Below are 21848 nucleotides of genomic sequence, written 5' to 3'. Positions count from 1 at the left end.
GGTGTGGACCGCGCGGGGTCAGCCGCCGAGCAGGTGCCGCTTTCCCCAGTCCCCCAGCGGTTCCAGCGCCCGGTTCAGCGCGATCCCCGGGCCCGTCAGCGAATACTCGACCTTGGGCACGGTCTCGGCGAACTCCTCCCGCGTCACCATGCCGTCGCGCTCGAGCTCCCGCAGGTGCGAGGCGAGCACCTTCTCCGTGATCCCGGGCAGCATCCGCCGCAGCCGCCCGAACCGGCACGCGCCCTCGCCCAGCGCCCACAGGATCGAGACCTTCCACTTCCCCTCGATCACCCCCATGGCCGCGTCCAGCCCGCACTCGTGGGCGGCTGGTCGCCGCTGTGCCGTGGTCATGTCTTCCCCCAGGAGATCGCTTACCGCCAGGATAGTGCCCACTTCGAAGTGCGTACTTGAGGCGGGAAGGCCCATGGAACCACGCTGTTCCCCATGTCGATCACCTTCCTCGGACTGGGCAACATGGGCACCGCGATCGTCCGCACCTGGCTGAAGGCCGGATACGCGCCCACCGTCTGGAACCGCACACCCGCCAAGGCCGAAGCCCTCGCGGCGGAGGGCGCCACCGCCGCGCCCACCGCGGCCGCCGCCGTCGAGGCGGCGGACCTCGTCGTCGTCTGCCTGCTCGACGACGCCACCGTCACCCGCGTCCTCGCCGACCTCGACCTCGCCAGCAAGGGCGTCCTCAACCTCACCACCAGCACCCCGGGCCAGGCCCGCGCGCACGCCGAACGCCACCCCGGCGCCCGGTTCCTCGACGGCGGCGTCATGGCCACCCCGCCGATGATCGGCACCCCCGGCGCCGTCATCCTCTACAGCGGGGACCGGGACGTGTTCGACCGGCACGCGGACCCGCTGCGAGTCCTCGCCGCGGCCGACTACCTCGGCGACGACCCCGGCCACGCCTCCCTCTACGACATCGCCCTGCTCAGCGGCATGTACGGCATGTTCGCCGGTGTGGCCCACGCGCTCGCGATGGTCCGCGCCCAAGGCGGCGTCGACCTCGACGAGTTCGGCGGCAGGCTGGTGCGCTGGATCACGGCCATGACCGCGGTCGCCCGCAACGACGACCCGGCGGCGACCATCGAGATGCAGGCCGCGAACATCCCCACCTTCGAGGGGGCCAGCCGGGAGCTGGGGGTGAGCTCGGAGCTGCTCGCCCCGTACTTCGAACTGATGCGGCGCGGGGCGGCCCAGGGCCAGGACGACCTGGCGGGGCTGCTGATCCGTGGGTGACGGCGGTCTCTCAGGGGGCCCGGGTTAGCATCGGCCGGTGGCTGAACGGTCGGGGCTCGGGCGCGCACTCCTGGTTGTCGGGGTGTCCGCGCTGTCGCTGGCCCTGTGCTGCGGGTTGGCCTGGTGGCAGTGGCAGCGGTTCGAGTCGGCCAACGGCACCTTCCAGAACCTGGGCTACGTGCTCCAGTGGCCGCTGTTCGGGGTCGCGCCCGCCTACATGTTCTGGCGGTTCCGCAAGCTCAAGGCCCGCGAGCAGGCCGCCCCGGCCCCCGCGCCGGAACCCCCGCCACCGCCGCGACCCCCGGTCGTGGTCGACGCCGAAGACGATGACGAGCTGGCCGCCTACAACCGGTATCTGGCCAGTCTGAACCAGGAGCCCCGATGAGCATGACCGACGAGGAGAACCCGGCCCAGGCCGTCGCCGCGCAGGGGGTGCGGGGGGCGCTGGCCCGCTACCGGGTGATGGCCTACGTGGTCGGCGTCGGGTTGTTGGCGCTGGTCGTCGCGATGGTGCTCAAGTACGCCGCGGACAACTCCACCCCGGTGGCGATCGTCGGCCCCGCGCACGGGTTCCTCTACGTCGTCTACCTGCTCACCGCGTTCGACCTGGCGCTCAAGGCGCGCTGGTCGGTCAAGGGGACGCTGCTGGTCCTGGTGTCCGGCATGATCCCCTTCGTCTCCTTCTTCGTGGAGCGCCGGGTGACCCGGGACGTGAAAGCGGGCCGGAAGCTCTGAAGCTCCCGGCCCGCCCGTCACACCGCGACTAGAGCGACTTCCGTACCCGGTACGGGGGGATCGAGTTGCCGCGCAGCGCGTCGGCGTCGATCGTCTCCGGCCGGTACGGGAGCGTCGCCAGCCGCGCGATCATCCGCTCGGTCGTGTCCGGCGTCGCCTCCGCGAGTCCGAACAGGAACGCCCACTCGTGCTCGTCCGAGCCGTAGTACACGGTCGAGCCGAACACCTCGTTGAAGCGCCGCCACGACCGCAGCAGCGTCTCGTTGCGCCACATCGTCTGGCAGCCCGCCTGGCACACCACGACACCGCCGGGGGACAGCACCGACCGGCAGCGGGTGAGGAACTCCTCCTCGTACAGCCGGTTGTGCTGGGCGAACTCGGGCCGCTCGTCCGGCAGGTCCACCAGCACCACGTCGTAGCGCTCGGTGGTGTCGGCCAGGAACTGCCAACCGTCGGCGTAGTGCACCCGCACCGGGCCGTCGTGCGCGACCGCGCGCGCCAACTCCTCCGGCGTGTAGCCGTAGGGCAGGTGCTCAGCGCACAGCTCGACGGCCTCCTGGTCGATGTCGACGTGGTCGACCACCGACGCGCCCGCCGCCACCGAGATCTGCGACACCACGCCCTCGCTGGAGCCGACGACCAGCACCCGCTCCAGCCGCTCGGCGAGCAGCAGCGCGGGCACCAGCAGCGCCTCGTGGTAGGTGAGCTGGCTGAACTCGGTGCTCTGCCGGTCGTCGTCGCAGAACAGGCTCAGGCCCTGCTCGGTGCGCCCGATGACGAGGTGCTGGAACGTCGTCCGGGTGTCCACGACGACCTCGGGCATGTCCCACGTCCGGGTGAGGCCCGGGCCAAGCGGTTCGACGATCACCGGGCGGTCTCCGACGGGATCGGGTGTCCCCTGTGGACGGTGTTGATCCTGGCGTCGAGCGCGCCGAGGCGGTCGCGCAGCAGGTGCGCGGCCAACTCCGGGTCCGCGGTCTCGCCGCAGGTGAAGATGTCGAGGAACATCGATCCGATCTCGGGGTAGGTGTGGATGGAGGCGTGCGACTCCGACAGCAGCGCCAGCACCGTGACGCCCTGCGGCTCGAACTGCTTGCTCACCACGTCGCAGATGGTGGCCCCCGCGTCCCGCAGGGAGGACTCCAGCGCGTCACGCAGGAAGCCCAGGTCGTCGAGCAGCAACGGATCGATCCCGTCGAACTCGGCGAGCACGTGTCGGCCCGCGAAGTATCCCACGCCCAGTTCTGGCGCACGGTCATACGACATCTGTCTAACCTCCTGCGAGGGAATCAGCCGACGAACAACGTCGGGAGTGGTGGAAAACCGTTGAACGACACCGAGGAGTAGCTCGCGGTGTACGCGCCCGCGTCGAGGATGTCGACGTGGTCGCCTGCCCGCAGCGCCGTCGGAAGACGATACGGGGTGTTCTGGTAGATCACATCATCGCCGTCGCACGTGGGCCCCGCGATGATCACCGGGCCGTCCGGTGTCGGGGGGTGCGCGGTGCGCAGCCGGTAGGCGATGTACTCGTTCTCCGTCTCGGCCAGCCCCGAGTAGCGGCCGATGTCGAGGTAGACCCACCGGTGCTCGTCGTGGTCGGACTTGCGCGAGACCAGCACCACCTCGGCGCGGATCACCCCGGCGGTCGCCACGATCGCCCGACCGGGCTCCACGACCAGCTCGGGCGCGGTGTCGAAGTGCTCGGCGACCGCGGTCCGGATCGCCTCGGCGTGCACCGCCAGCGGCGGCGCCGCGTCCCGGTACGAGGCGGGGAAGCCGCCGCCCAGGTTCAGCGAGCGGGTCGCCACGCCCGCCTCCGCGAGCCCACGGGCGATCCGGCCCGCCTCGGCGATACCGGAGGTCCAGGCGGCCGCGTCGGTGTGCTGCGAGCCCACGTGGAAGCACGCGCCGTCGACCACGAGCCCGAGGTCCGCCGCCCGCGCCAGCAGCCGCAGCGCCATCTCCGGTGCGCAACCGAACTTCTTCCCGAACGGCGTGCCCGACTGCGGCGCGTCCACCAGGAACCGGCACCACACCCGCGACCCCGGCGCGTGCTCGGCCAGGTTCGCCAGATCACCGTCGGAATCGAACGTGTAGCGGCGCACCCCCCGGCGGTAGGCGTAGGCGATGTCCGCGGCCTTCTTGATCGGGTTGCCGTAGGACAGCGACTCCGGGTCCGCGCCCTGCGCCAGGCACAGGTCGATCTCGCCGGTGCTGGCCACGTCGAACGAGGAACCCTCGGCGGCCAGCGCGGCCACCACCTCGGGTGCCGGATTCGCCTTGACCGCGTAGAAGATCGTGGCCTCGGGCAGCGCCGCGCGCATGGCGTGGTAATTGGTCCGAACCACGTCGAGGTCCACCACGAGGCACGGCGTCGCGGGCGCGCGTTCATCGAGGAACGCGCGCAGCCGGGTGGACTGGCCCGGCGACGCCACAGAGTCGAGCACGGCGTGCACTGTAATACCGAACTGTGACCGGCTGTGTGGCCTGGGCGTCACCGACTCGATCACATTAGCCGTACCATCCGGCGCGGAGCGGGCACTCCGCGCGCACTCCGAGTGGGGGAATGGGGCCGCTGTGGCTGCTGGGATTCGCGTGGGCTACGCGTTCGGATCGCTTGCCACGGGCGCGTTCGGCACCGTCCCCGGCCTGCTCCTGCTGCCGTTCCTCACCGACCACCTGGCCGTCCCGGCCGCCGTCGCGGGCGTGCTCGTGCTGCTCCCGAAGGCCTGGGATGTCGCTTTCAACCCCGTCGCCGGTCGGATCAGTGACCGGGCAACGCATCGGCTCGGTCCGCGCAGGCCGCTCATGCTGCGCGGTGGCCTGGCACTCGCGGTGCTCTTCGCGTTGATGTTCCTACCACCGGTCTTCGGCAACCCCGTCGGCGACGGCGCCTGGGTCGCGGTGCTCTTCCTGGGCTGCGCCACCGCCGCGGCGTTCTTCCACGTCCCGTACGTGGCCATGGCCGCCGAGCTGACCGACGACTACGACGAGCGCACCCGGCTGCTGGCCTGGCGCATCGCGCTGCTCGCGGTGGCCATCCTGGTCTCCGGCGCGGGCGCGCCGCTGGTCCGCGACTCCCTCGGCGGCTACCGGGTGATGGGCGTCGCTGTGGCGGGCCTCATCGTGGTCGGCGTGCTCGGCGTCTACTTCGGCACCCGCAAGGCCCCTGTTGTGCGCGTCACACCCGCGGGGGCGCGGTTCGCCGACGTCGTCGCGCTGCTGCGCCGGTCCAAGCCGTTCCGGGTGCTGCTCGCGGTTTTCGTCGTGCAGGCCATGGGCATCGGCACGCTGCTGGCCGGTGTGGACTACCTGGCCCGGGTCGCCCTCGACGACCCGGGCGCGCAGCCGCTGGTGTTCGTCGCCTTCGTCGGGCCCGCGCTGCTGGTGATGCCCGTGTGGCAGCGGATCGGCCTGCGCTGGGGCAAGCGGCGCGGCCACCAGGTGGCCACGGTGGTGTTCGCCGCGGCGCTGGCCGTGGGGGTCGTGCTGCCGCCGTTCCCGGTGTTCATGGCGTCGGTCGCGCTGACCGGCGTCGGCTACGCGGGCCTTCAGGTGTTCCCGATGGCGATGCTGCCCGACGTGATCTCCGCCGAGCAGCGCCGCACCGGGGAGACCCGCGCCGGGCTGTTCTCGGGCGTCTGGACCGCGGGGGAGACCCTCGGGCTGGCGCTGGGACCCGGCCTGTTCGGGCTGGCGCTGTCCCTGGGCGGCTACGTGTCCGGCGGCGTCGCCACCCAGCCCGAGAGCGCGAAGACGGCGATCGTGCTGGGCTGCACCGCCGTCCCCGCGCTCCTCGTGCTCTGCGTGCTGCCGCTGCTGCGGCGCCGCGTGCTCGAACTGCGGTGACCTACCGGCCGATACCGGTCAACGACCGGACCGCCATCTCCTTGGCCATCGCCGGGTCGGCCTGCTCCCGGCTCAGCACCGTGCCCAGGTAGCCGCACACGAACGACACCGGGATCGAGATGATCCCCGGGTTCGACAGCGGGAACAGGTGGAAGTCCACACCGGACACGATCGACGTCGGCGCGCCCGACACCACCGGCGAGAAGAACACCAGCAGCAGGCAGGAACCCAGACCGCCGTACATGCCCCACAGCGTGCCGCTGGTGTTGAACCGCCGCCAGAACAGCGAGTACAGCAGCGTCGACAGGTTCGCCGACGCGGCGAACGCGAACGCCAGCGCCACCAGGAACGCCACGTTCTGGCCGTTGGCCATGATCCCGCCCGCGATGGCCAACAACCCGACCACCACCGCGGTCAGCCGCGCCACCCGCACCTCGCGCGCGGTGTCCGCCTTGCCCTTGCGCAGGATGTTGGCGTACACGTCGTGCGCGAACGACGCCGACGCGGTGATCGTCAGACCCGCCACCACGGCCAGGATCGTGGCGAACGCCACCGCGGCCACCACACCCATCAGCACCGTGCCGCCGATCTCGAAGGCCAGCAGCGGCGCGGCCGAGTTCTCCTTGCCCGTGGAGTCCAGGATCCGCTCCGAACCGACCAGCGCCGACGCGCCGTAGCCGATGACCAGCGTGGCGACGTAGAACACGCTCATGGTGCCCACCGCCCACACCACCGACCGGCGGGCCTGCCGGGCGTCCGGGACCGTGTAGAAGCGCATCAGCACGTGCGGCAGGCCCGCGGCACCCAGGATCAGCGCCAGCGACAGCGAGATGAAGTCCAGCGTCGTGATCGGCGTGCGCCCGTACTGCACGCCCGGGTCGAGGATCTTCTCGCCCTTGGTGTTGTTGGCCGCGGCCTGGTCCAGCAGCGCGCTGAAGCTGAAGCCGAACTTGCCCAGCAGGAACACCGTCATCAGCACCACGCACAGCAGCAGCACCACGGCCTTGATCATCTGCACCCAGGTGGTGCCCTTCATGCCGCCGACCAGCACGTAGAAGATCATCACCAGGCCCACCACGGCGATCACCACCGCCTGACCGCCCTTGGTGTGCACGTCGAGCAGCAGCGCCACCACCGCGCCCGCGCCCGCCATCTGGGCCAGCATGTAGAACAGCGAGATCACCAGCGTCGAGGTGGCCGCGGCGGCGCGCACCGGGCGCTGCCGCATCCGGAAGGCCAGCACGTCGCCCATGGTGAACCGGCCGGTGTTGCGCACCAGCTCGGCGATCAGCAGCAGGTTGACCAGCCAGGCCACCAGGAAGCCGATGGAGTAGAGGAACCCGTCGTAGCCGTGGATCGCGATGGCGCCCGCGATGCCCAGGAACGACGCCGCGGACAGGAAGTCGCCGGAGAGCGCGATGCCGTTCTGCACGCCGGTGAACCCGCCGCCCGCCGCGTAGTAGTCGGCGGTGCTGCTGTTGCGGGAGCTGACCCGGTAGACGACGTAGAGCGTGATCAGCACGAAGACGCCGAAGACGACCGAGTTGAGCACCGGGTCGCCCGCCTGGCCGCGGGCCGGGTCGGCCAGCACGTCGAGCGCGGTCGGCGCGGTCATCGGCCCGCCCCCGCCGACTCGCGGATCTCGGCGACCCCGGGGTCCACGCGCTTGCGCGCCCACCGCACGTACAGCGCGGTGATGGTGATGGTGGAGGCGAACTGGAGCAGGCCGAGCACCAGCCCCAGGTTGACCGAGCCGACCAGCCGGGTGCTCATCAGGTCCGCGGCGTAGGCGGCGAGCAGCACGTAGGCCAGGTACCAGAGCAGGAACAGCCCGGTCATCGGGAAGACGAACCGGCGGAACCGCCTGCGCAGCGCGGTGAACTCGGGGCTGTCGTGGATGGCGGCGAAGTCCGGGCCGTCCGGCGCGGGGGCGCCGGACGGGTCGTCGATGCCGCCGAAGGTGGCCGACTGCGGACGCGTTCGGGTCGCGGCCCGGCGCGGGACGACCTGGGTCATGCGGTTCCTCCGAGCTCTCCTGGGGTGGGGCCGTGCGGGGTGGGGACGGCGCGGGACGCCCCGGCCGGTGAATCCGTCGGTGGATCACGGGGAATGCGGGGCGGCGCGCGGGCGAATAACCGCCGACAAAAGGCGTGCGACCGTCACCGACTCGCGCTGCGGTCGTCGCGCGCAATGGACACGCGCGCGCGGGAATACGCGTGCGAACAAACCGGTGGGCGTGCCTGTCGGTGACTCCCCGGATTGTGCCGGTGCGTGTCGCTGGTTTCCGCGCCGCCGATGACCGATCGGCGATTCCGCGCGTGGGTTACCCTACGATACCGATCGGACCACGACTGCCCGGTCTTGCGATTTTCACACCTAGTGGTGAATCCGGGTGTCTCGGCGTGTCCCGGAGTGTCGCCGGTCAGCATCTTAAGTCAACGATCCATCTCGGACCGCGTAGCGTTTGCGCAGGTGGCGGCGGTCTCGATCGGAGCGTGCCCGAGCGCGAACCGGGAATGACCCGATCGAGCGATCAAGGCGGAGATTTCCCTGCGAAGCGTGACCGAAATTCGATCATGATCCGCCGGGGGCGGCCCCGACCGCCGCGCCTGCTCGCCAGTTGATCACGTTTTCCCAGGTCAGCGCGGCACTGCCGGGAATGGGTTCATGATCGCCGGATCGGGGTACGATCTGTCCTCAAGTTTCCGCCGTGGGCGCCGATGTCCGAAAGGGACATCGGCGGTGGGTGAATAAACCGAACCGTCTTCATCAAGACCGGTTCGCGTTTTCCCGCGAGGTGTCCGACCGTTGCAGGACGGAAAGGAGAGCGGCTCGGTGAGGCAGTTATTCCGACGGCCCCCGGCGTTGCGGCGGCCCGCGAGGTCCGAGACCGTCGCGGAGGCGCCCGCGTGAGCCAGAGCCCGCCCCAGCCCCGGTCGCACCGGGTCGCCGCCGGTGGGGAAGCCGGCGACGCCTCGCGGTGGTCCGGCGTCACCCGCTGGCGCGACTGGAACATCCCGGTCAAGCTCGCCGCCGTCATCCTCGTCCCGGTCGCCTTCGCGGTCGTCCTCGGCGTGCTGAGGATCAGTGGCCAGGTCCAGCGCGCCGAGTCCTACGAGCGCGTCGACAAGCTCGTCGCGGTCAACGAGAGCCTGCGCACCGCCCTCACCTGGCTGCAGCGCGAACGCACCAAGGCCGCCGTCGCCCTCACCGCGGGCGGTGCCGACGTCGGCACCCAACTCGCGGGCGAACAGCAGGCCGCCGACTACGCCCACGAGGAACTGCTGCGCGCCATCGGCCGCGCCAGCTTCGACTCCGACGTCACCCGCACCCGCTACCACGACGTCACCTCCGCCTTCGACTCGCTGACCGCGCTGCGCAAACCCGTCTACGCGGGCTCCGTCGACAGCGGCACCGCGCTGGCCGGCTACACCAAGGTCATCCGCACGCTGCTCGACTTCGACCGCGCCACCACCGGCGAGGTCGCCGACCCCGGCCTCGCGGGCACCGCCGCCGCGCTGCACGACCTCGAGGCCGCGAAGGAGGAGGTCTACTACCAGCAGGGCCTGGTCGCCATCGGCATCGCCCGCGGCGGCCTCAACGCCGCCGACCTCGACAGCCTGCGCGCCTCCCAGTCCCGCCTCGACGAGCGGCTCTCCGACTTCCGGGCCATCGCCACCGGCCCCCAGCGGGCCCGCTACGACGAGCTGCACGACGCCGCCCCCGTGCGCACCCGCATCGAGCTGCTGCGGCTCGCCGTCGGCGACGGCACCGACGGCAGCGCCTCGGTGAACGCGCCGCTGCCGATCACCTCCGTGGACTGGAACACCGCCTCCGAGGCGGTGTCCGAGCGGATCACCAACGTCAGCGCCATGCTCGGCACCGAGATCAAGCAGCGCTCCGCCGCGCTGCAGGACGACGCCAGCGACGCCGCAGGCCTCGCCTCCGTCGTGCTGATCCTGGCGCTGGTCGCGGCGGCCGCGGTGATGTTCGTGATCGCCCGGCAGCTGCTGCGGTCGCTGAGCGTGCTGCGCCGCGGCGCGCTCGAGGTCGCCACCAGCAGGCTGCCCGCCGCCGTCGCCCGCATCCGCGACGGCGCCGACGCGGGCGCCGAACCGGTGGTCGAACCGGTCGCCGTGCTGCCCGACGACGAGGTCGGCCAGGTGGCCCGCGCCTTCGACGCCGTGCACGCCCAAGCGCTCAAGCTGGCCACCGAGCAGGCCGGGCTGCGGGCCAACTACAGCAACGTCTTCGTCAACCTCTCCCGCCGCAGCCAGGGCCTGGTGCAGCGCCAGCTGCAACTGCTCGAACGGCTCGAACGCGACGAGGAGGACGCCGACCAGCTGGCCACGCTGTTCCAGCTCGACCACCTCGCCACCCGGATGCGCCGCAACAACGAGAACCTGATGGTCCTCTCCGGCAGCGACCCCGTGCGCCGCGCCTCTCAGCCCGCGCCGCTGGCCGACCTGCTGCGCGCGGCAGTCTCGGAGATCGAGCAGTACCAGCGGGTCGTCATCCAACCGCCGCCCGCCGTGCTGGTCGTCGGCTACGCCATCGGCGACCTGGTCCGCCTCACCGCGGAACTGCTCGACAACGCCACTGCGTTCTCCGCGCCCGCCACCCAGGTGACCATCTCCAGCCACCTCGGCGAGAGCGGATCCGTGCGCATCGAGGTCGTCGACCGCGGCATCGGCATGTCCGACACCGAACTCGCCGACGCCAACGCCCGGCTCGCCGACTCCGGCACCGTCGACGCCTCGGTGTCGCGCCGGATGGGGCTGTTCGTCGTCGGCAGGCTCGCCGCCCGCCTCGGCGTGCAGGTGCGACTCCGCGCGGGCCGCCAGTCCGGGCTGCGCGCCACCGTCGCCGTGCCGTCGGAACTGGTCACCGGCAACGTCGTGGAACTGCCGTCGACCCCGCCCGAGTCCCGCGAACCCCACGACGCGGGCACCAACGGCAACGGCCACAACGGAACCAACGGGGTCAACGGAACCAACGGGGCCCACACCAACGGCCACACCAACGGGCACAACGGGCACAACGGGAACGGCTGGGCCAACGGGCACGGCCTCGCCCGCCGCCTGGCCAACCGGGCCACCACCGAACCCACCTGGGTACCCGGCGGCGACGGCGCCGAACTGCCCAGCACCCTGCCGCAACCGCGCGACCCCGGGACCGACGGCGACACCCCGCCGCTGCCGCGCCGCGCCCCCCGCGGCGCCGCCACCAAGGAACCGATCCCGCCCGCGCCCGCCGAGCAGACCCAGGCGCTGTTCACCCCGATCACCGACGAACCCGACTTCGAGGGGTTCGCCAACACCGCCGACGACTCCGGCTGGTGGGACACCACCCTGGTGCACCAGGTCCCGCAGGCGGAACCCGCGCCCGCCCCGTCACCGGAATCGCTGCGCGAGACCACACCGATCTTCGACGAGATGGTCTCCGCCTGGTTCCGCGCCGTCACCGACGACCCGAACTCCACCGCCGAGGACGCCCGCCGCGTCCCCGACTGGGAGTTCGCCGCCGACCAGGGCTTCCACACCGCGCAGGCGGTCACCGCGGCCGAACCGGAGGACTTCACCAACTCCGGCCTGCCCCGCCGCACCCCCCGCCGCAACCTGGTACCCGGCCAGGTCGAACCCCGCGGCCGCCGCGCCGCCGCGGCACCCCCGCCCGCACCCGCCGCCCGCGACGCCGACGACCTGCGCGCCCGCCTGTCGAACTACCAGCGCGGCATCCACCGCGCCCGCGGCGCCCACCACGCGGGCCCCGCGCACGGCGAACCCGACCGCAACGGCCTCGACCTGCGCGGCGCCCGCTGGCGCTTCGCCGCCGACGCGGGCTGGCAGGCCGCCGAGGCGGTCAGCCAGGCGGGCGGCCACCAGCGTCCCGACGACGGCGGCCTGCCCCGCCGCACCCCGCGCGAGCGGCTGCTGCCCGGCAGCGTCGCAGGCGCCGGACCGAACCCGCCGACCCGACCCGCCCCGGTGGAACGCGACGCCGACGCGCTGCGCTCCCGCCTGGGCAGCCTGCAACGCGGCATCGGCCGCGGCCGCGACAGCCTGTCGCGGCGCGGGCCCGAGGCGGGCGGTGAACCCGATGCCTGAGTCCCGACCTACCGACAGGTCACCTGAGTCCAGAACCGGCACACCGACTCAGACCAGGAATGGAGCACGATGACACCGACGCAGTCCAAGCCGGGCCAGTTCGGCTGGCTGGTCAACGACTTCGCGGAACGGGTCTCCGGGGTGGCGCACGCGGTGGTGGTCTCCGCCGACGGCCTGCTGCTCACCTCGTCGTCCCGGCTGCCCCCCGACCGCGCCGACCAGTTGGCCGCCGTCGCCTCGGGGCTGGTCAGCCTCACCCAGGGCGCGGCCCGCTGCTTCGAGGCGGGCGCGGTCAAGGAGACCGTGGTCGAGATGGAGCGCGGCATCATGCTCCTGATGGCCATCAGCGACGGGTCGTGTTTAGCGATTCTCGCGGCCCCGACCTGCGACATCGGACAAGTGGCGTATGAGATGACGCTGCTGGTGGACCGGGTGGGCCAGATCCTGACACCGGAACTGCGCGCGGCCCTGCAAGGGGCCGCCGGGAGGATGGTGGGGCAGCCAGCATGAGCACTCCGTGAGCGCGCACTGGGACGCCGAGCCAGAGCAGACGATCGCCGACGTGATGAACGGCCTCACCCTCGGCGGGGGCCGCAAACGCAGGCGCCGCGGCCAACCGCGGCACGAACCGGACTGGCCGGAGGGCGACGCGACCGAGCAGGCCGCGCCCACCGCGCCGGAACCGGCGGCCGAGGCCCCCGCGCCCGGCGCGGCCGACCCAGCGGACCTGCTCGACGCCGCGGCCATCGTCCGCCCGTACGCGTGGACCCGCGGCCGCACCCGGTCCAACTTCGAGCTGCGCGTGGAGACCATGGTGTCCACCAGTGACCGGGCCGCCGACGCGTCCGCGTTCGCCGAGTCCGAGCACCGCGCCATCGGCGCGCTCTGCCAGGACCCGCGCTCGGTCGCGGAGGTCGCCACCCTGCTCGGCGTGCCGCTGGGCGTGGCCAAGGTGCTGCTGGGCGACATGGCCCAGCTGGGTCTGGTCGCCGTGCACAAGACCGCGACCGGGGGCGCCAACCGCGCGCACCTGGTGCTGATGGAAAGGGTACTGAGTGGACTCCGCCGGCTTTGACGAAGCCGCTCCGGGCGGCGGGCTGACCTCGGTCAAGATCGTGGTGGCGGGCGGGTTCGGTGCGGGCAAGACCACCTTCGTCGGCTCGGTGTCGGAGATCATGCCGCTGACCACCGAGGCGGTGATGACCAGCGCCAGCGCCGGGATCGACGACACCGCCGCCACCCCGAACAAGACGACCACCACCGTCGCCATGGACTTCGGCCGCGTGACGCTGGAGCAGGACCTGGTGCTGTACCTGTTCGGCACCCCCGGCCAGCAGCGGTTCTGGTTCATGTGGGACGACCTGGTGCGCGGCGCGATCGGCGCCGTGGTGCTGGCCGACACCCGGCGGCTGGCCGACTCGTTCTCGCCGATCGACTTCTTCGAGGAGCGGGAACTGCCCTACGTCATCGGCCTCAACTGCTTCGACGGCGTCCTCGGCCACGGCGTGGAACAGGTGCGCGACGCGCTGGCCATCGGGCCCGAGGTGCCGATCGTGCCGTGCGACGCGCGGGACCGGCAGTCGGTCAAGAGCACCCTGATCACCATGGTGGAGTACTCGATGCGCCGCTGGGTCGCCCTGCACGGCGCGGGCGTCGGCTAGGTCAGGTCCCGGTCCCCACCGCCCCGACGAGCAGCACCGCGCCGAGGGCGACCATGGTGGCGGCGATGACCGAGTCGAGCACCCGCCACGCCACCGGCCGGGTGAACACGCCGCCGAGCAGCCGCGCGCCGAACCCGAGTGCGGTGAACCAGCAGACGCTGGCCAGCGCCGCACCGACCCCGAACGCCCACCGCCCCGACTCGCGGGCCGCGGCGCTCGCGCCGAGCAGCAGCACGGTGTCCAGGTAGACGTGCGGGTTGAGCCACGTCAGGGCCAGGCAGGTGACAACCGCCCGCCGCGCCGACCCGACCTTCCCCGCGGTGAGCGCCATGCCCCGTGGGTTGACCGCACGGCGGGCGGCCAGGAATCCGTAGCCCAGCAGGAAAACCCCGCCGACGACGCTGACGACGGTGAGCGTCACGGGAGCCGCGGTGACGGCGGCACCCATGCCCGCCACCCCGAGGGTGATGAGCACCAAGTCGCTGATCGCGCAGACCGCCACTACGGGCCCCACGGCTTCCCGCAGGATGCCTTGCCGCAGGACGAAGGCGTTCTGCGCGCCGATGGCGACGATGAGCGAGAGCGACGTTCCGAACCCGGCCAGGGCCGCCAACAGCGTCATGACCGCCACGCTAGGAGCCGACGCCCGGCGGCGTACAGCTAAAGATTTTTACGTATCATTAGCGCTTGTGATGGACCTGCCCCTCGACCACGTCCGCACCCTCCTCGCCGTCGTCGACGAGGGCACCTTCGACGCGGCGGCTGCGGCACTGCACGTGACACCGTCGGCGATCAGCCAGCGGATCAAGGTCCTGGAACAGCGCACCGGCCGGGTCCTGCTGCTGCGCACGAAACCCGTCCAACTCACCGACTCCGGGCGGCTCGTGGTCCGCTTCGCCCGCCAGGTGGCGCACCTGGAACGCGACGTGCGCGCGGAACTGGGCGTCGCCGAACCGGCCCGCCTCCCGATCGCGGTCAACGCCGACTCCCTGGCCACCTGGTTCCTCCCCGCCCTGACCCAGGTCCCCGACGTCTACTTCGAACTCCACCGCGAAGACGAGAGCCACACCACCGACCTCCTGCGCGAGGGCCTGGTCATGGCGGCGGTCACCGCCTCCCCGGAACCGGTCGCCGGATGCTCGGTCCGCCCGCTCGGCGCCATGCGGTACACGCCCGCCGCCGAACCCACCTTCGCCGCGCACTGGCGAGGTCGACTGGCGGAGGCACCCGTCGTGGTCTTCGACCGGCGGGACGAGATGCAGGACCGCTACGTCCGCGACACCACGGATGCCCTGGGCGCCAGCCGGTTCCGCCACCACGTCCCCGCCTCGGAAGCCTTCGCCGCCGCCGTGACCGCCGGCCTGGGCTGGGGCCTGGTCCCCGCCCAACACGCCGACCCACGCCTGCGAACCGGCGCCCTGGTCGCACTGGGCGAGCCCATCGACGTCCCTTTGTACTGGCAGCAGTGAAAACTCGACTCCCCACTCCTATCGGCGCTGGCCGACGCGGTGGTCACCCTCGCCCGCCAAGCCCTGGAACCCTTGCCGCTGCGTCCTTCCGCCTAGTTCCTTCGGTTGAGGAGTTGTCCCCATGCTCTCGACTTGTCCACAACCCCAGGGAAAGGGCTCCGCTTCCCGTGGTGATCCCGAGTAGACTCCGCGATAGCGGTTCTCGACTCCACGGTCGGCTGCCCAGGACAGGTGATCGTGGCGTGGTGAACGCGGATGCTGACGTTCGTGGCGCGTCGGTATTCGGTGGCTGGTGCTGATCCAGGGCTGAGTGGCTGGTGCGCGGCCGGAGGCGCGATGTTGTCGGCGGCCGGACGAAGGCACTGCCGGGCTTCGCTGGGAGCTGTCGACCGGGAGGGCCAAGCAGCCCGGCCCGCGGCCCGGGCGTGCCTGCCTGGACGAGGTGACACGCGAGCTCGGCGGGCGTGCCGGAACCGGAGGTGGCCACCGCCCGGCTCCGGGGCCGACACCCGGCCCGGCCGGCCTCGTGGCAGGCGCGCGTCCTGCTCGGCGGTCACCTGCTGGACTCTCGACCTTCCGCTGGACTCTCGACCTACGGTCGCCGCACCGGCCTCGGGCCGTCAACGGCCACCAGGTCCGGGAGCGCTGTCGCCTGCTCGGTGAGCAGCGCGCCCGCAGTCCGGTGGTCGGGGTTCGGTCGGAGCCGTGCAGACCTGAACGCCGGGCGGTAGTGGCCCGTTGTCGCTGGTCGACGGCACCTGCATGTTGCCCGACAACGACTTCGCCGAAACCCAGCCGCGGGTGGAGCCCCCATGGGGCGGATGCGTTGCTGGTCGACACCGTTGCTGGATGCCCCGAGGCCGGAGTTCCCCTTGTGCCAGCTCTCGTGAGCGTGGGGAAGTGGGCCAGGGTGGGGGTTCGGCTCGGCGGGGGAGATGGGTCGCCCGGGTTAGGCGGGTGGGGTTCGGGTCAGGTCGGTGTGGAGGGCTCGGAGGCCGTGGAGGAAGGAGTCCAGGGCCAGGGTGAAGCTGTCCGCGTCGATTTCGGCGGCGTGGTCGCGCAAGCGGTGCGCTTGGTCGAGGTGGGGGTAGCGGTCGGCGTAGATCTGCGCGTCGGTCTCGAAGCCGTGCGCGAAGGAGGCCATGGCGGCGCCCAGGACGAGGTACCGGGTCGACGCCCCGATCATGGTCGCCTGGCGGGGCGGCCAGCCCGCGGCGACCAGGGCGCCGTGGACGGTGTCGGCGCGGGCCAGGGCGGCGTCGCGGCGGGCGGGCCCCGCGGCGACGACCGGGACCAGGTTGGGGTGGGCCGCCAAGGCAGCGCGGTACGACCGGGCCCAGGCGCGCAGCCCGGTGACCCAGTCCACCGCGAACGCCGAGACGTCCACCGCGCGCATGATGTCGTCGGCGAGGTCGTTGAGCAGGTCGTCCTTGGTGCGGTAGTGCGAGTACAGCGACGGCGCCCGCACCCCCAGCTCCGCGGCCAGCCTGCGCATCGACAAGCCAGCCAAGCCGTCGCGGTCGATGACGTCGAGGGCGGTCGCGCGGATCCGCGCCCGGTCGAGCAGTGGGGTGCGCGGGCGCGGCAACGGGTGCCTCCACGATCACTCCCGGCGGTTGCCGGTACCCGGCTCAGGCTCCTATCCTGCGCATAACCTAACACTGTTCGGTTAGACGGGAGCCGCGCATGGATCTGGCCCTCAGCGGTGAGCAGCAGGCCCTGTGGGACCTCGCCCGGGACTTCATCGACCGCGAGGTCGTGCCCAACGCCGCCGAGTGGGACCGGCGCGAACAGGTCGACCGGGGCATCGTCGGCAAGCTCGGTGCCGTCGGGTTCCTCGGCATGACCCTGCCCGAGGAGTACGGCGGCTCCGGCGGCGACCACCTCGCCTACTGCCTGATGATGGAGGAACTCGGCCGCGGCGATTCCGCCATCCGCGGCATCGTGTCGGTGTCGCTCGGCCTGGTCGGCAAGTCGATCGCCGCGCACGGCACCGAGGCGCAGAAACGGCACTGGCTGCCCCGGATCAGCTCCGGCGAGTCCCTGGCCTGCTTCGGCCTCACCGAACCCGACACCGGCTCCGACGCGGCCAACCTCGCCACCCGCGCCGTCCGCGACGGCGACGACTACCTGCTGACCGGCACCAAGATGTTCATCACCAACGGCACCTGGGCCGACATCGCCCTCGTCTTCGCCCGCACCGGCGGCCCCGGCCGCAAGGGCATCAGCGCGTTCCTCGTCCCCACCGACGCGCCCGGCTTCGAACACCGCGAGATCAAGGGGAAACTCGGCCTGCGCGGCCAGTCCACCGGCGAACTCGTGCTCGACGGCGTGCGCGTGCCCGCCGACGCGCGGCTGGGGGAGGAGGGCACCGGCTTCCGCGTCGCGATGTCCGCGCTGGACAAGGGCCGCATGTCCGTCGCCGCCGGGTGCGTCGGCCTGGCCAAGGGCGCGCTGGAGACCAGCGTCCGGTACGCCAAGGAACGCCACCAGTTCGGCAAACCGATCGCGAGCTACCAACTCGTGCAGGAGATGCTCGCGGACATGGCGGTCAACACCGACGCCGCCCGCCTCCTGGTGTGGCGCACCGCCGACCTCGTCGACCGCGGCCTCCCGTTCGGCACCGCGGCCTCGATGGCGAAGCTGTACGCCAGCGAGAACGCGGTCAGCGCCGCCAACCTCGCCATCCAGGTCTTCGGCGGCTACGGCTACCTCGACGAGTACCCGGTGGCCAAGTACCTCCGCGACGCCCGCGTCATGACCCTCTACGAGGGCACCAGCCAGATCCAGAAACTCCTCATCGGACGCGCCCTCACCGGCATCAACGCCTTCGCCTAGCCTGACCCGCGTGAGCGACACGGTCAGGGCCGCGGTGCTGCGGGAGCGGGGCGAACCGCTGGAGGTCACCGAGATCCTGCTGCCCGACCCCGGACCGGACCAGGTCCGCGTCCGGGTCGTGGCCGCGGGCGTGTGCCACTCGGACCTCTCCCTGGCCAACGGCACGCTGCGCCAACCCGTGCCCGCCGTGCTGGGGCACGAGGGCGCGGGCGTCGTGGTGTCCGTCGGACCGGGCGTGCGCCACGTGGCCCCCGGCGACCACGTCCTCCTCGACTGGGCGCCCGCCTGCGGCACCTGCTGGTTCTGCCAGGCGGGCGAGCCCTACCTGTGCGCGCACGCGGCCGACGCCGCGGCCGTACCGCACGCGACGCTGCTCGACGGCACACCCGTCTACCCGGGCCTGGGCACGGGTGCCTTCGCGGAGGAGACGATCGTCCCGGCCCGGGGCGCGCTCAAGCTCCCGCCCGAGGTACCGCTCACCCAGGCGGCCGTCCTGGGCTGCGCGGTCCTGACCGGCGCGGGCGCCGTGCACACCACGGCCGCCGTCCGCGCGGGGCAGTCGGTCGCGGTGGTCGGCCTCGGCGGGGTCGGCCTGTCCGTCCTCCAGGCCGCGCGCGTCGCAGGGGCGGACCCCATCATCGCGGTGGACCTCCACCCCGAGAAGGAATCCCTGGCCTGCCGCCACGGGGCGACGCACTTCGTCCGTTCGGACGACACCACGCCCAAGGCCATCCGCGCGCTGACCGGCGGTCGCGGTGCCGACGTCACCTTCGAGTGCGTGGGCACCCCCACCACGATCCGGACGTCCTGGTCCGCCACCCGCCGCGGTGGGCAGGTGGTCGTCGTGGGTGTCGGCTCACCCGAGGCCACCGTCGAGTTCAACGCCTTCGAGCTGTACTGGACCGGCCGCACCCTCAAGGGCTGCCTCTTCGGCTCGACCGACCCGGCCGTCGACGTCCCGCGACTGCTGGCCCTGGCCCGCGACGGCGCGCTCGACCTGGCCTCGCTGATCACCGCCGAGACCACGCTCGACGGCCTCGACGCGACCCTGGCCGACCTGCCCCGCTCCCACGGCGCCCGAACCCTGCTGCGCCCGTAGCGCCCGCCGCGAACCGCGCCACGGGGTCGCCACCCACGCGATTCGAGGGGTAGCCGCAAGAGGCGACCTGGGCCCGAAGCCCGTTCGCCACACCATGTCCTGGTAGCGCCGACTCTACGCCGAACCACCGACAATCGTCGTGAACCGCCCACTAGCCCTGTGGATAACCGCACGTCAAGGACGGGGAGATCACAGACGCCCGAGTTGGGCTGTTGCCACACGCTGGCGGTAGCGTCCGGTAGGCAACTACGCTCGACCCCCACCCCAGGTCCCCGGGAGGTGCGCATGACCGCCGATGTCGCCATGCACATGAGTGACGGCCTCCTCAACACCACCACCTCACTGCTCTTCGCGGCCGTCGCCGTGATCGGGATCGCGGTGGCCGCGGCGCGGGCCCGCGACGACCTCGACGACCGCACCGCCCCCATGGCCGGGCTGGTCGCCGCGTTCGTGTTCGCCACCCAGATGCTGAACTTCCCCGTGCTGCCCGGCGTCAGCGGCCACCTGCTCGGCGGGGCGCTGGCCGCGATCCTCGTCGGCCCCTGGGTCGGCGCGCTGTGCGTCTCGATCGTCCTGGTCGTGCAGGCGCTCGTGTTCGCCGACGGCGGCGTCACCGCGCTCGGCGCCAACGTCACCAACATGGCGATCATCGGCACCGCCGTCGGGTTCGCCGTCGCGACCGTCCTCAAGCGCTTCACCCGCACCAAACCCGGCCTGGCCGCGGTCGCGTTCACCGCCGCGTTCGTCAACACCGTGGTCGCCTCCCTCGGCTTCGTCCTGGAGTTCGCCCTCGGCGGCGACCCGGCGTTCGGCCTCGGCGGCGTGACCGCGACGATCGTCGGCGTGCACTGCCTCATCGGGATCGGCGAGGGCGTCATCACCGCGCTGACCGTGGTGGCCATCGCCGCCGTCCGCCCCGACCTGGTCCACCTGCTGCGCGGCGCGCGCCGCCCGCTCGACGTGCGTGAGGAGAGCCCCGCGTGAGCACCAAGACCAGACGCAACACCGGGTTCCTGCTCGGTTTCCTGCTGGTCGCCCTGGTCCTCGCGGGGGCGGTGTCCTACTTCGCCGACTCGAACCCCGACGGCCTCGACCACGCCACCCTCGCCGGCTGCCAAGTCGTCGAGGACGGTCACGGCGGGGAGACCCTCCAGGGCACCTGCATCGCGCAGAACGCCAAGGACCACCACCTCGCGGGCAGTCCGCTCGCCGACTACGTCGTCAACGGCGGTGAGGGCACTACGGGACTCGCGGGCGTCATCGGCGTCGCCGTCACCGTAGTGGTCGCGGGTGGCCTGTTCTGGCTGCTGCGCAGGCGCCCCACCAAGTGAGCGGGGGCCACGCCCACCCGCTGCACCGCCCGGGGAACACACCCGTCCACCGGCTGGCACCGCAGGTCAAGATCGTGGCGGCCGTGCTGGCCGTCCTCTGTGTCGTGTCCACCCCGCGCGAGCGGTACTGGGCCTTCGGCGTCTACCTGCTGCTCTTGGCCGCCGTGTGGTCCATCGCGCGCATACCGCCGGGCTGGGTGGCCACAAGAGCCCTCATCGAGGCACCGTTCGTCGTCTTGGCGTTCGTGATGCCATTTGTGGCGGGTGGACCCACCGTCGACGTGCTGGGAATGGCCCTATCCGAGCACGGTCTGCTGTCCGGTTGGAACATCCTCGTCAAAGGCACTCTTGGCGTGCTCGTCTCTCTTACCCTGGCCGCCACCACCGCGCCCCGGGAACTGATCGTGGGCCTACAACGACTCCACGTCCCCGCCATGGTCATCACCATCGCCACGCTGATGCTGCGCTACCTCGACGTCATCGCCGCCGAAGCCCGCCGCATGCGCCTCGCCCGCATCTCCCGCGGCCACAACCCGCGATTCCTGTGGCAGGTAGGCGCAACCGCACGCGGTATCGGAACCCTGTTCGTCCGCAGCTACGAGCGCGGTGAACGCGTCCACCTCGCCATGGTCTCCCGTGGCTGGTCAGGCAAGATGCCCGACAGCGGCCGTAGTGCCGGTGCCGTCGCGTGGCTCACCGGGCTCGCTCCCACCGCGACGGCGGCCGTCGTGTTGGGTATGGCCCTATGGCCGTGACACCGCCCGCGCTGCTCGTCGAACGCCTCGCCTACGCGTACCCGGACGGCCACCAAGCCCTCTACGGCATCAACCTGCGCGTGGAACCGGGGGAACGGGTCGCCGTCCTGGGACCCAACGGCGCGGGCAAAACCACCCTCGTGCTGCACCTCAACGGCATCCTCACCGGCCAGGGCACCGTCGAGGTCGCCGGACTGCCCGTCGCCAAACCCCACCTCAAAGAGATCCGCAGACGCGTCGGCATCGTCTTCCAAGACCCCGACGACCAACTGTTCATGCCCACCGTCCGCGACGACGTCGCCTTCGGCCCCGCCAACTTCGGCCTGCGCGGCACCGACCTCGACGCCCGCGTCACCCGCGCCCTCGACGACGTCGGCATGGCCGAACACGCCGACCGCTCACCCATGCACCTCTCCGGCGGACAACGCCGCCGCGTCGCCCTCGCCACCGTCCTGGCCTGCGACCCCGAGATCCTCGTCCTCGACGAACCGTCGGCCAACCTCGAACCCCGCGCCCGCCGCGAACTCGCCGAAGTCCTCCTCGGCCTCGACCGCACCACGCTCATGGTCACCCACGACCTGCCCTACGCACTGCAACTGTGCCCACGGAGCGTGCTCATCGACGACGGCGTCATCGTCGCGGACGGCCCCACCCGCGAGCTCTTGGCCGACGAGGCCCTCTTGGCCGCGCACCGCCTGGAACTTCCGTTCGGGTTCCGGCTCGGCTAGTGTCCCCAGCGGATAGGCACACAACCGC

At 71.9% G+C, this 21848-nt stretch carries 22 protein-coding genes and 1 pseudogene; 15 read left to right on the top strand and 8 right to left on the bottom strand.

Going from position 1 to position 21848, the window contains the following annotated elements; all coding sequences use genetic code 11:
• Positions 1 to 18: 18 nt before the first annotated feature.
• Positions 19 to 351 carry a helix-turn-helix domain-containing protein gene (locus V5P93_RS26680; protein ID WP_104483459.1) on the bottom strand — a complete coding sequence of 111 codons (333 nt, stop codon included), beginning with the start codon at positions 349 to 351 and terminating at the stop codon, positions 19 to 21.
• A gap of 93 nt (positions 352 to 444) precedes the next feature.
• On the opposite strand from V5P93_RS26680, the gene V5P93_RS26675 reads away from it, so the two are divergent.
• The 3 genes from V5P93_RS26675 to V5P93_RS26665 are packed head-to-tail and all read left to right on the top strand — an operon-like array spanning position 445 to position 1983.
• Positions 445 to 1248 (top strand): NAD(P)-dependent oxidoreductase, encoded by an 804-nt coding sequence (locus tag V5P93_RS26675; RefSeq protein ID WP_104483458.1) that lies wholly within the window; start codon positions 445 to 447, stop codon positions 1246 to 1248.
• 37 nt (positions 1249 to 1285) lie between these two features.
• Positions 1286 to 1633: a hypothetical protein gene (locus V5P93_RS26670; protein ID WP_245931797.1), complete on the top strand. Its 348-nt coding sequence runs from the start codon at positions 1286 to 1288 to the stop codon at positions 1631 to 1633.
• Entirely contained in the window at positions 1630 to 1983 is a 354-nt protein-coding gene (locus V5P93_RS26665) for a DUF3817 domain-containing protein (RefSeq protein WP_104483457.1), read from the top strand. Before V5P93_RS26670 ends, V5P93_RS26665 begins: the two co-directional genes overlap by 4 nt.
• Positions 1984 to 2011: 28 nt before the next feature.
• Here the strand turns inward: V5P93_RS26665 and V5P93_RS26660 are convergent, their stop codons facing one another.
• From V5P93_RS26660 to V5P93_RS26650, 3 genes are read right to left on the bottom strand one after another with little or no spacing between them, the layout of a single operon-like run.
• Positions 2012 to 2851: a spermidine synthase gene (locus tag V5P93_RS26660; RefSeq protein WP_104483456.1), complete on the bottom strand. Its 840-nt coding sequence runs from the start codon at positions 2849 to 2851 to the stop codon at positions 2012 to 2014.
• Positions 2848 to 3249 carry an adenosylmethionine decarboxylase gene (speD, locus tag V5P93_RS26655; RefSeq protein WP_104483455.1) on the bottom strand — a complete coding sequence of 134 codons (402 nt, stop codon included), beginning with the start codon at positions 3247 to 3249 and terminating at the stop codon, positions 2848 to 2850. Before speD ends, V5P93_RS26660 begins: the two co-directional genes overlap by 4 nt.
• Positions 3250 to 3272: 23 nt before the next feature.
• Entirely contained in the window at positions 3273 to 4439 is a 1167-nt protein-coding gene (locus V5P93_RS26650) for a type III PLP-dependent enzyme (protein ID WP_104483454.1), read from the bottom strand.
• Positions 4440 to 4578: 139 nt separating this feature from the next.
• On the opposite strand from V5P93_RS26650, the gene V5P93_RS26645 reads away from it, so the two are divergent.
• Entirely contained in the window at positions 4579 to 5832 is a 1254-nt protein-coding gene (locus V5P93_RS26645; protein ID WP_245931796.1) for an MFS transporter, read from the top strand.
• A gap of 1 nt (position 5833) precedes the next feature.
• Here the strand turns inward: V5P93_RS26645 and V5P93_RS26640 are convergent, their stop codons facing one another.
• Together V5P93_RS26640 and V5P93_RS26635 are read right to left on the bottom strand one after the other, a co-directional pair.
• Positions 5834 to 7447 (bottom strand): cation acetate symporter, encoded by a 1614-nt coding sequence (locus V5P93_RS26640; RefSeq protein ID WP_104483453.1) that lies wholly within the window; start codon positions 7445 to 7447, stop codon positions 5834 to 5836.
• On the bottom strand, positions 7444 to 7848 hold the full coding sequence (locus V5P93_RS26635; protein WP_104483452.1) for a DUF485 domain-containing protein: 405 nt from the start codon (positions 7846 to 7848) through the stop codon (positions 7444 to 7446). The genes V5P93_RS26640 and V5P93_RS26635 overlap by 4 nt, the downstream gene beginning before the upstream one ends.
• Positions 7849 to 8741: 893 nt before the next feature.
• Between V5P93_RS26635 and V5P93_RS26630 the strand changes: the two genes are divergently transcribed.
• From V5P93_RS26630 to V5P93_RS26615, 4 genes are all read left to right on the top strand, one after another.
• A complete protein-coding gene (locus V5P93_RS26630) occupies positions 8742 to 11939 on the top strand; it encodes a nitrate- and nitrite sensing domain-containing protein (RefSeq protein WP_104483451.1) in 3198 nt (1065 codons plus the stop codon).
• A gap of 69 nt (positions 11940 to 12008) precedes the next feature.
• Positions 12009 to 12449 carry a roadblock/LC7 domain-containing protein gene (locus tag V5P93_RS26625; RefSeq protein WP_104483450.1) on the top strand — a complete coding sequence of 147 codons (441 nt, stop codon included), beginning with the start codon at positions 12009 to 12011 and terminating at the stop codon, positions 12447 to 12449.
• 7 nt (positions 12450 to 12456) lie between these two features.
• Positions 12457 to 13014, top strand: coding sequence for a DUF742 domain-containing protein (locus V5P93_RS26620; protein ID WP_245931795.1), 558 nt, complete (start codon positions 12457 to 12459; stop codon positions 13012 to 13014).
• Positions 12995 to 13600 (top strand): ATP/GTP-binding protein, encoded by a 606-nt coding sequence (locus V5P93_RS26615; protein ID WP_181043953.1) that lies wholly within the window; start codon positions 12995 to 12997, stop codon positions 13598 to 13600. The genes V5P93_RS26620 and V5P93_RS26615 overlap by 20 nt, the downstream gene beginning before the upstream one ends.
• Position 13601: 1 nt before the next feature.
• Here the strand turns inward: V5P93_RS26615 and V5P93_RS26610 are convergent, their stop codons facing one another.
• Positions 13602 to 14222 carry a LysE/ArgO family amino acid transporter gene (locus V5P93_RS26610; protein WP_104483449.1) on the bottom strand — a complete coding sequence of 207 codons (621 nt, stop codon included), beginning with the start codon at positions 14220 to 14222 and terminating at the stop codon, positions 13602 to 13604.
• Positions 14223 to 14292: 70 nt separating this feature from the next.
• Between V5P93_RS26610 and V5P93_RS26605 the strand changes: the two are divergent.
• Positions 14293 to 15165, top strand: a pseudogene (locus tag V5P93_RS26605) (LysR family transcriptional regulator ArgP).
• Between the two features lie 853 nt (positions 15166 to 16018).
• Here V5P93_RS26605 and V5P93_RS26600 read toward each other — a convergent pair.
• The gene (locus tag V5P93_RS26600; protein ID WP_104483447.1) at positions 16019 to 16657 is read right to left on the bottom strand and encodes a TetR/AcrR family transcriptional regulator; all 639 of its coding nucleotides are present in this window, start codon (positions 16655 to 16657) and stop codon (positions 16019 to 16021) included.
• 98 nt (positions 16658 to 16755) lie between these two features.
• On the opposite strand from V5P93_RS26600, the gene V5P93_RS26595 reads away from it, so the two are divergent.
• From V5P93_RS26595 to V5P93_RS26570, 6 genes are all read left to right on the top strand, one after another.
• Entirely contained in the window at positions 16756 to 17907 is a 1152-nt protein-coding gene (locus V5P93_RS26595; RefSeq protein ID WP_104483446.1) for an acyl-CoA dehydrogenase family protein, read from the top strand.
• A gap of 10 nt (positions 17908 to 17917) precedes the next feature.
• The gene (locus V5P93_RS26590; RefSeq protein ID WP_104483445.1) at positions 17918 to 19006 is read left to right on the top strand and encodes a zinc-binding dehydrogenase; all 1089 of its coding nucleotides are present in this window, start codon (positions 17918 to 17920) and stop codon (positions 19004 to 19006) included.
• Positions 19007 to 19291: 285 nt separating this feature from the next.
• The gene (locus V5P93_RS26585) at positions 19292 to 19990 is read left to right on the top strand and encodes an energy-coupling factor ABC transporter permease (RefSeq protein ID WP_104483444.1); all 699 of its coding nucleotides are present in this window, start codon (positions 19292 to 19294) and stop codon (positions 19988 to 19990) included.
• Positions 19987 to 20337 carry a PDGLE domain-containing protein gene (locus V5P93_RS26580; protein WP_104483443.1) on the top strand — a complete coding sequence of 117 codons (351 nt, stop codon included), beginning with the start codon at positions 19987 to 19989 and terminating at the stop codon, positions 20335 to 20337. The genes V5P93_RS26585 and V5P93_RS26580 overlap by 4 nt, the downstream gene beginning before the upstream one ends.
• Complete coding sequence (gene cbiQ / locus V5P93_RS26575) at positions 20334 to 21092, top strand: cobalt ECF transporter T component CbiQ (protein ID WP_104483442.1); 759 nt, start codon at positions 20334 to 20336, stop codon at positions 21090 to 21092. Before V5P93_RS26580 ends, cbiQ begins: the two co-directional genes overlap by 4 nt.
• Complete coding sequence (locus tag V5P93_RS26570; protein ID WP_104483441.1) at positions 21083 to 21820, top strand: energy-coupling factor ABC transporter ATP-binding protein; 738 nt, start codon at positions 21083 to 21085, stop codon at positions 21818 to 21820. The genes cbiQ and V5P93_RS26570 overlap by 10 nt, the downstream gene beginning before the upstream one ends.
• Positions 21821 to 21848: the final 28 nt, after the last annotated feature.

The sequence above is a fragment of the Actinokineospora auranticolor genome (assembly GCF_041897805.1).
Classification (GTDB): domain Bacteria; phylum Actinomycetota; class Actinomycetes; order Mycobacteriales; family Pseudonocardiaceae; genus Actinokineospora; species Actinokineospora auranticolor.
The sequence above is the reverse complement of the archived record's forward strand: the minus strand, read 5'-3'. Positions and strand labels throughout refer to the sequence as shown.

Bases quoted from the DNA above. Each gene is read 5' to 3' on its own strand.
- V5P93_RS26680 (WP_104483459.1), bottom strand. From the start codon at position 351: ATGACCACGGCACAGCGGCGACCAGCCGCCCACGAGTGCGGGCTGGAC.
- V5P93_RS26675 (WP_104483458.1), top strand. From the start codon at position 445: ATGTCGATCACCTTCCTCGGACTGGGCAACATGGGCACCGCGATCGTC.
- V5P93_RS26665 (WP_104483457.1), top strand. From the start codon at position 1,630: ATGAGCATGACCGACGAGGAGAACCCGGCCCAGGCCGTCGCCGCGCAG.
- speD (WP_104483455.1), bottom strand. From the start codon at position 3,249: ATGTCGTATGACCGTGCGCCAGAACTGGGCGTGGGATACTTCGCGGGC.
- V5P93_RS26640 (WP_104483453.1), bottom strand. From the start codon at position 7,447: ATGACCGCGCCGACCGCGCTCGACGTGCTGGCCGACCCGGCCCGCGGC.
- V5P93_RS26635 (WP_104483452.1), bottom strand. From the start codon at position 7,848: ATGACCCAGGTCGTCCCGCGCCGGGCCGCGACCCGAACGCGTCCGCAG.
- V5P93_RS26625 (WP_104483450.1), top strand. From the start codon at position 12,009: ATGACACCGACGCAGTCCAAGCCGGGCCAGTTCGGCTGGCTGGTCAAC.
- V5P93_RS26610 (WP_104483449.1), bottom strand. From the start codon at position 14,222: ATGACGCTGTTGGCGGCCCTGGCCGGGTTCGGAACGTCGCTCTCGCTC.
- V5P93_RS26595 (WP_104483446.1), top strand. From the start codon at position 16,756: ATGGATCTGGCCCTCAGCGGTGAGCAGCAGGCCCTGTGGGACCTCGCC.
- V5P93_RS26585 (WP_104483444.1), top strand. From the start codon at position 19,292: ATGACCGCCGATGTCGCCATGCACATGAGTGACGGCCTCCTCAACACC.
- V5P93_RS26570 (WP_104483441.1), top strand. From the start codon at position 21,083: ATGGCCGTGACACCGCCCGCGCTGCTCGTCGAACGCCTCGCCTACGCG.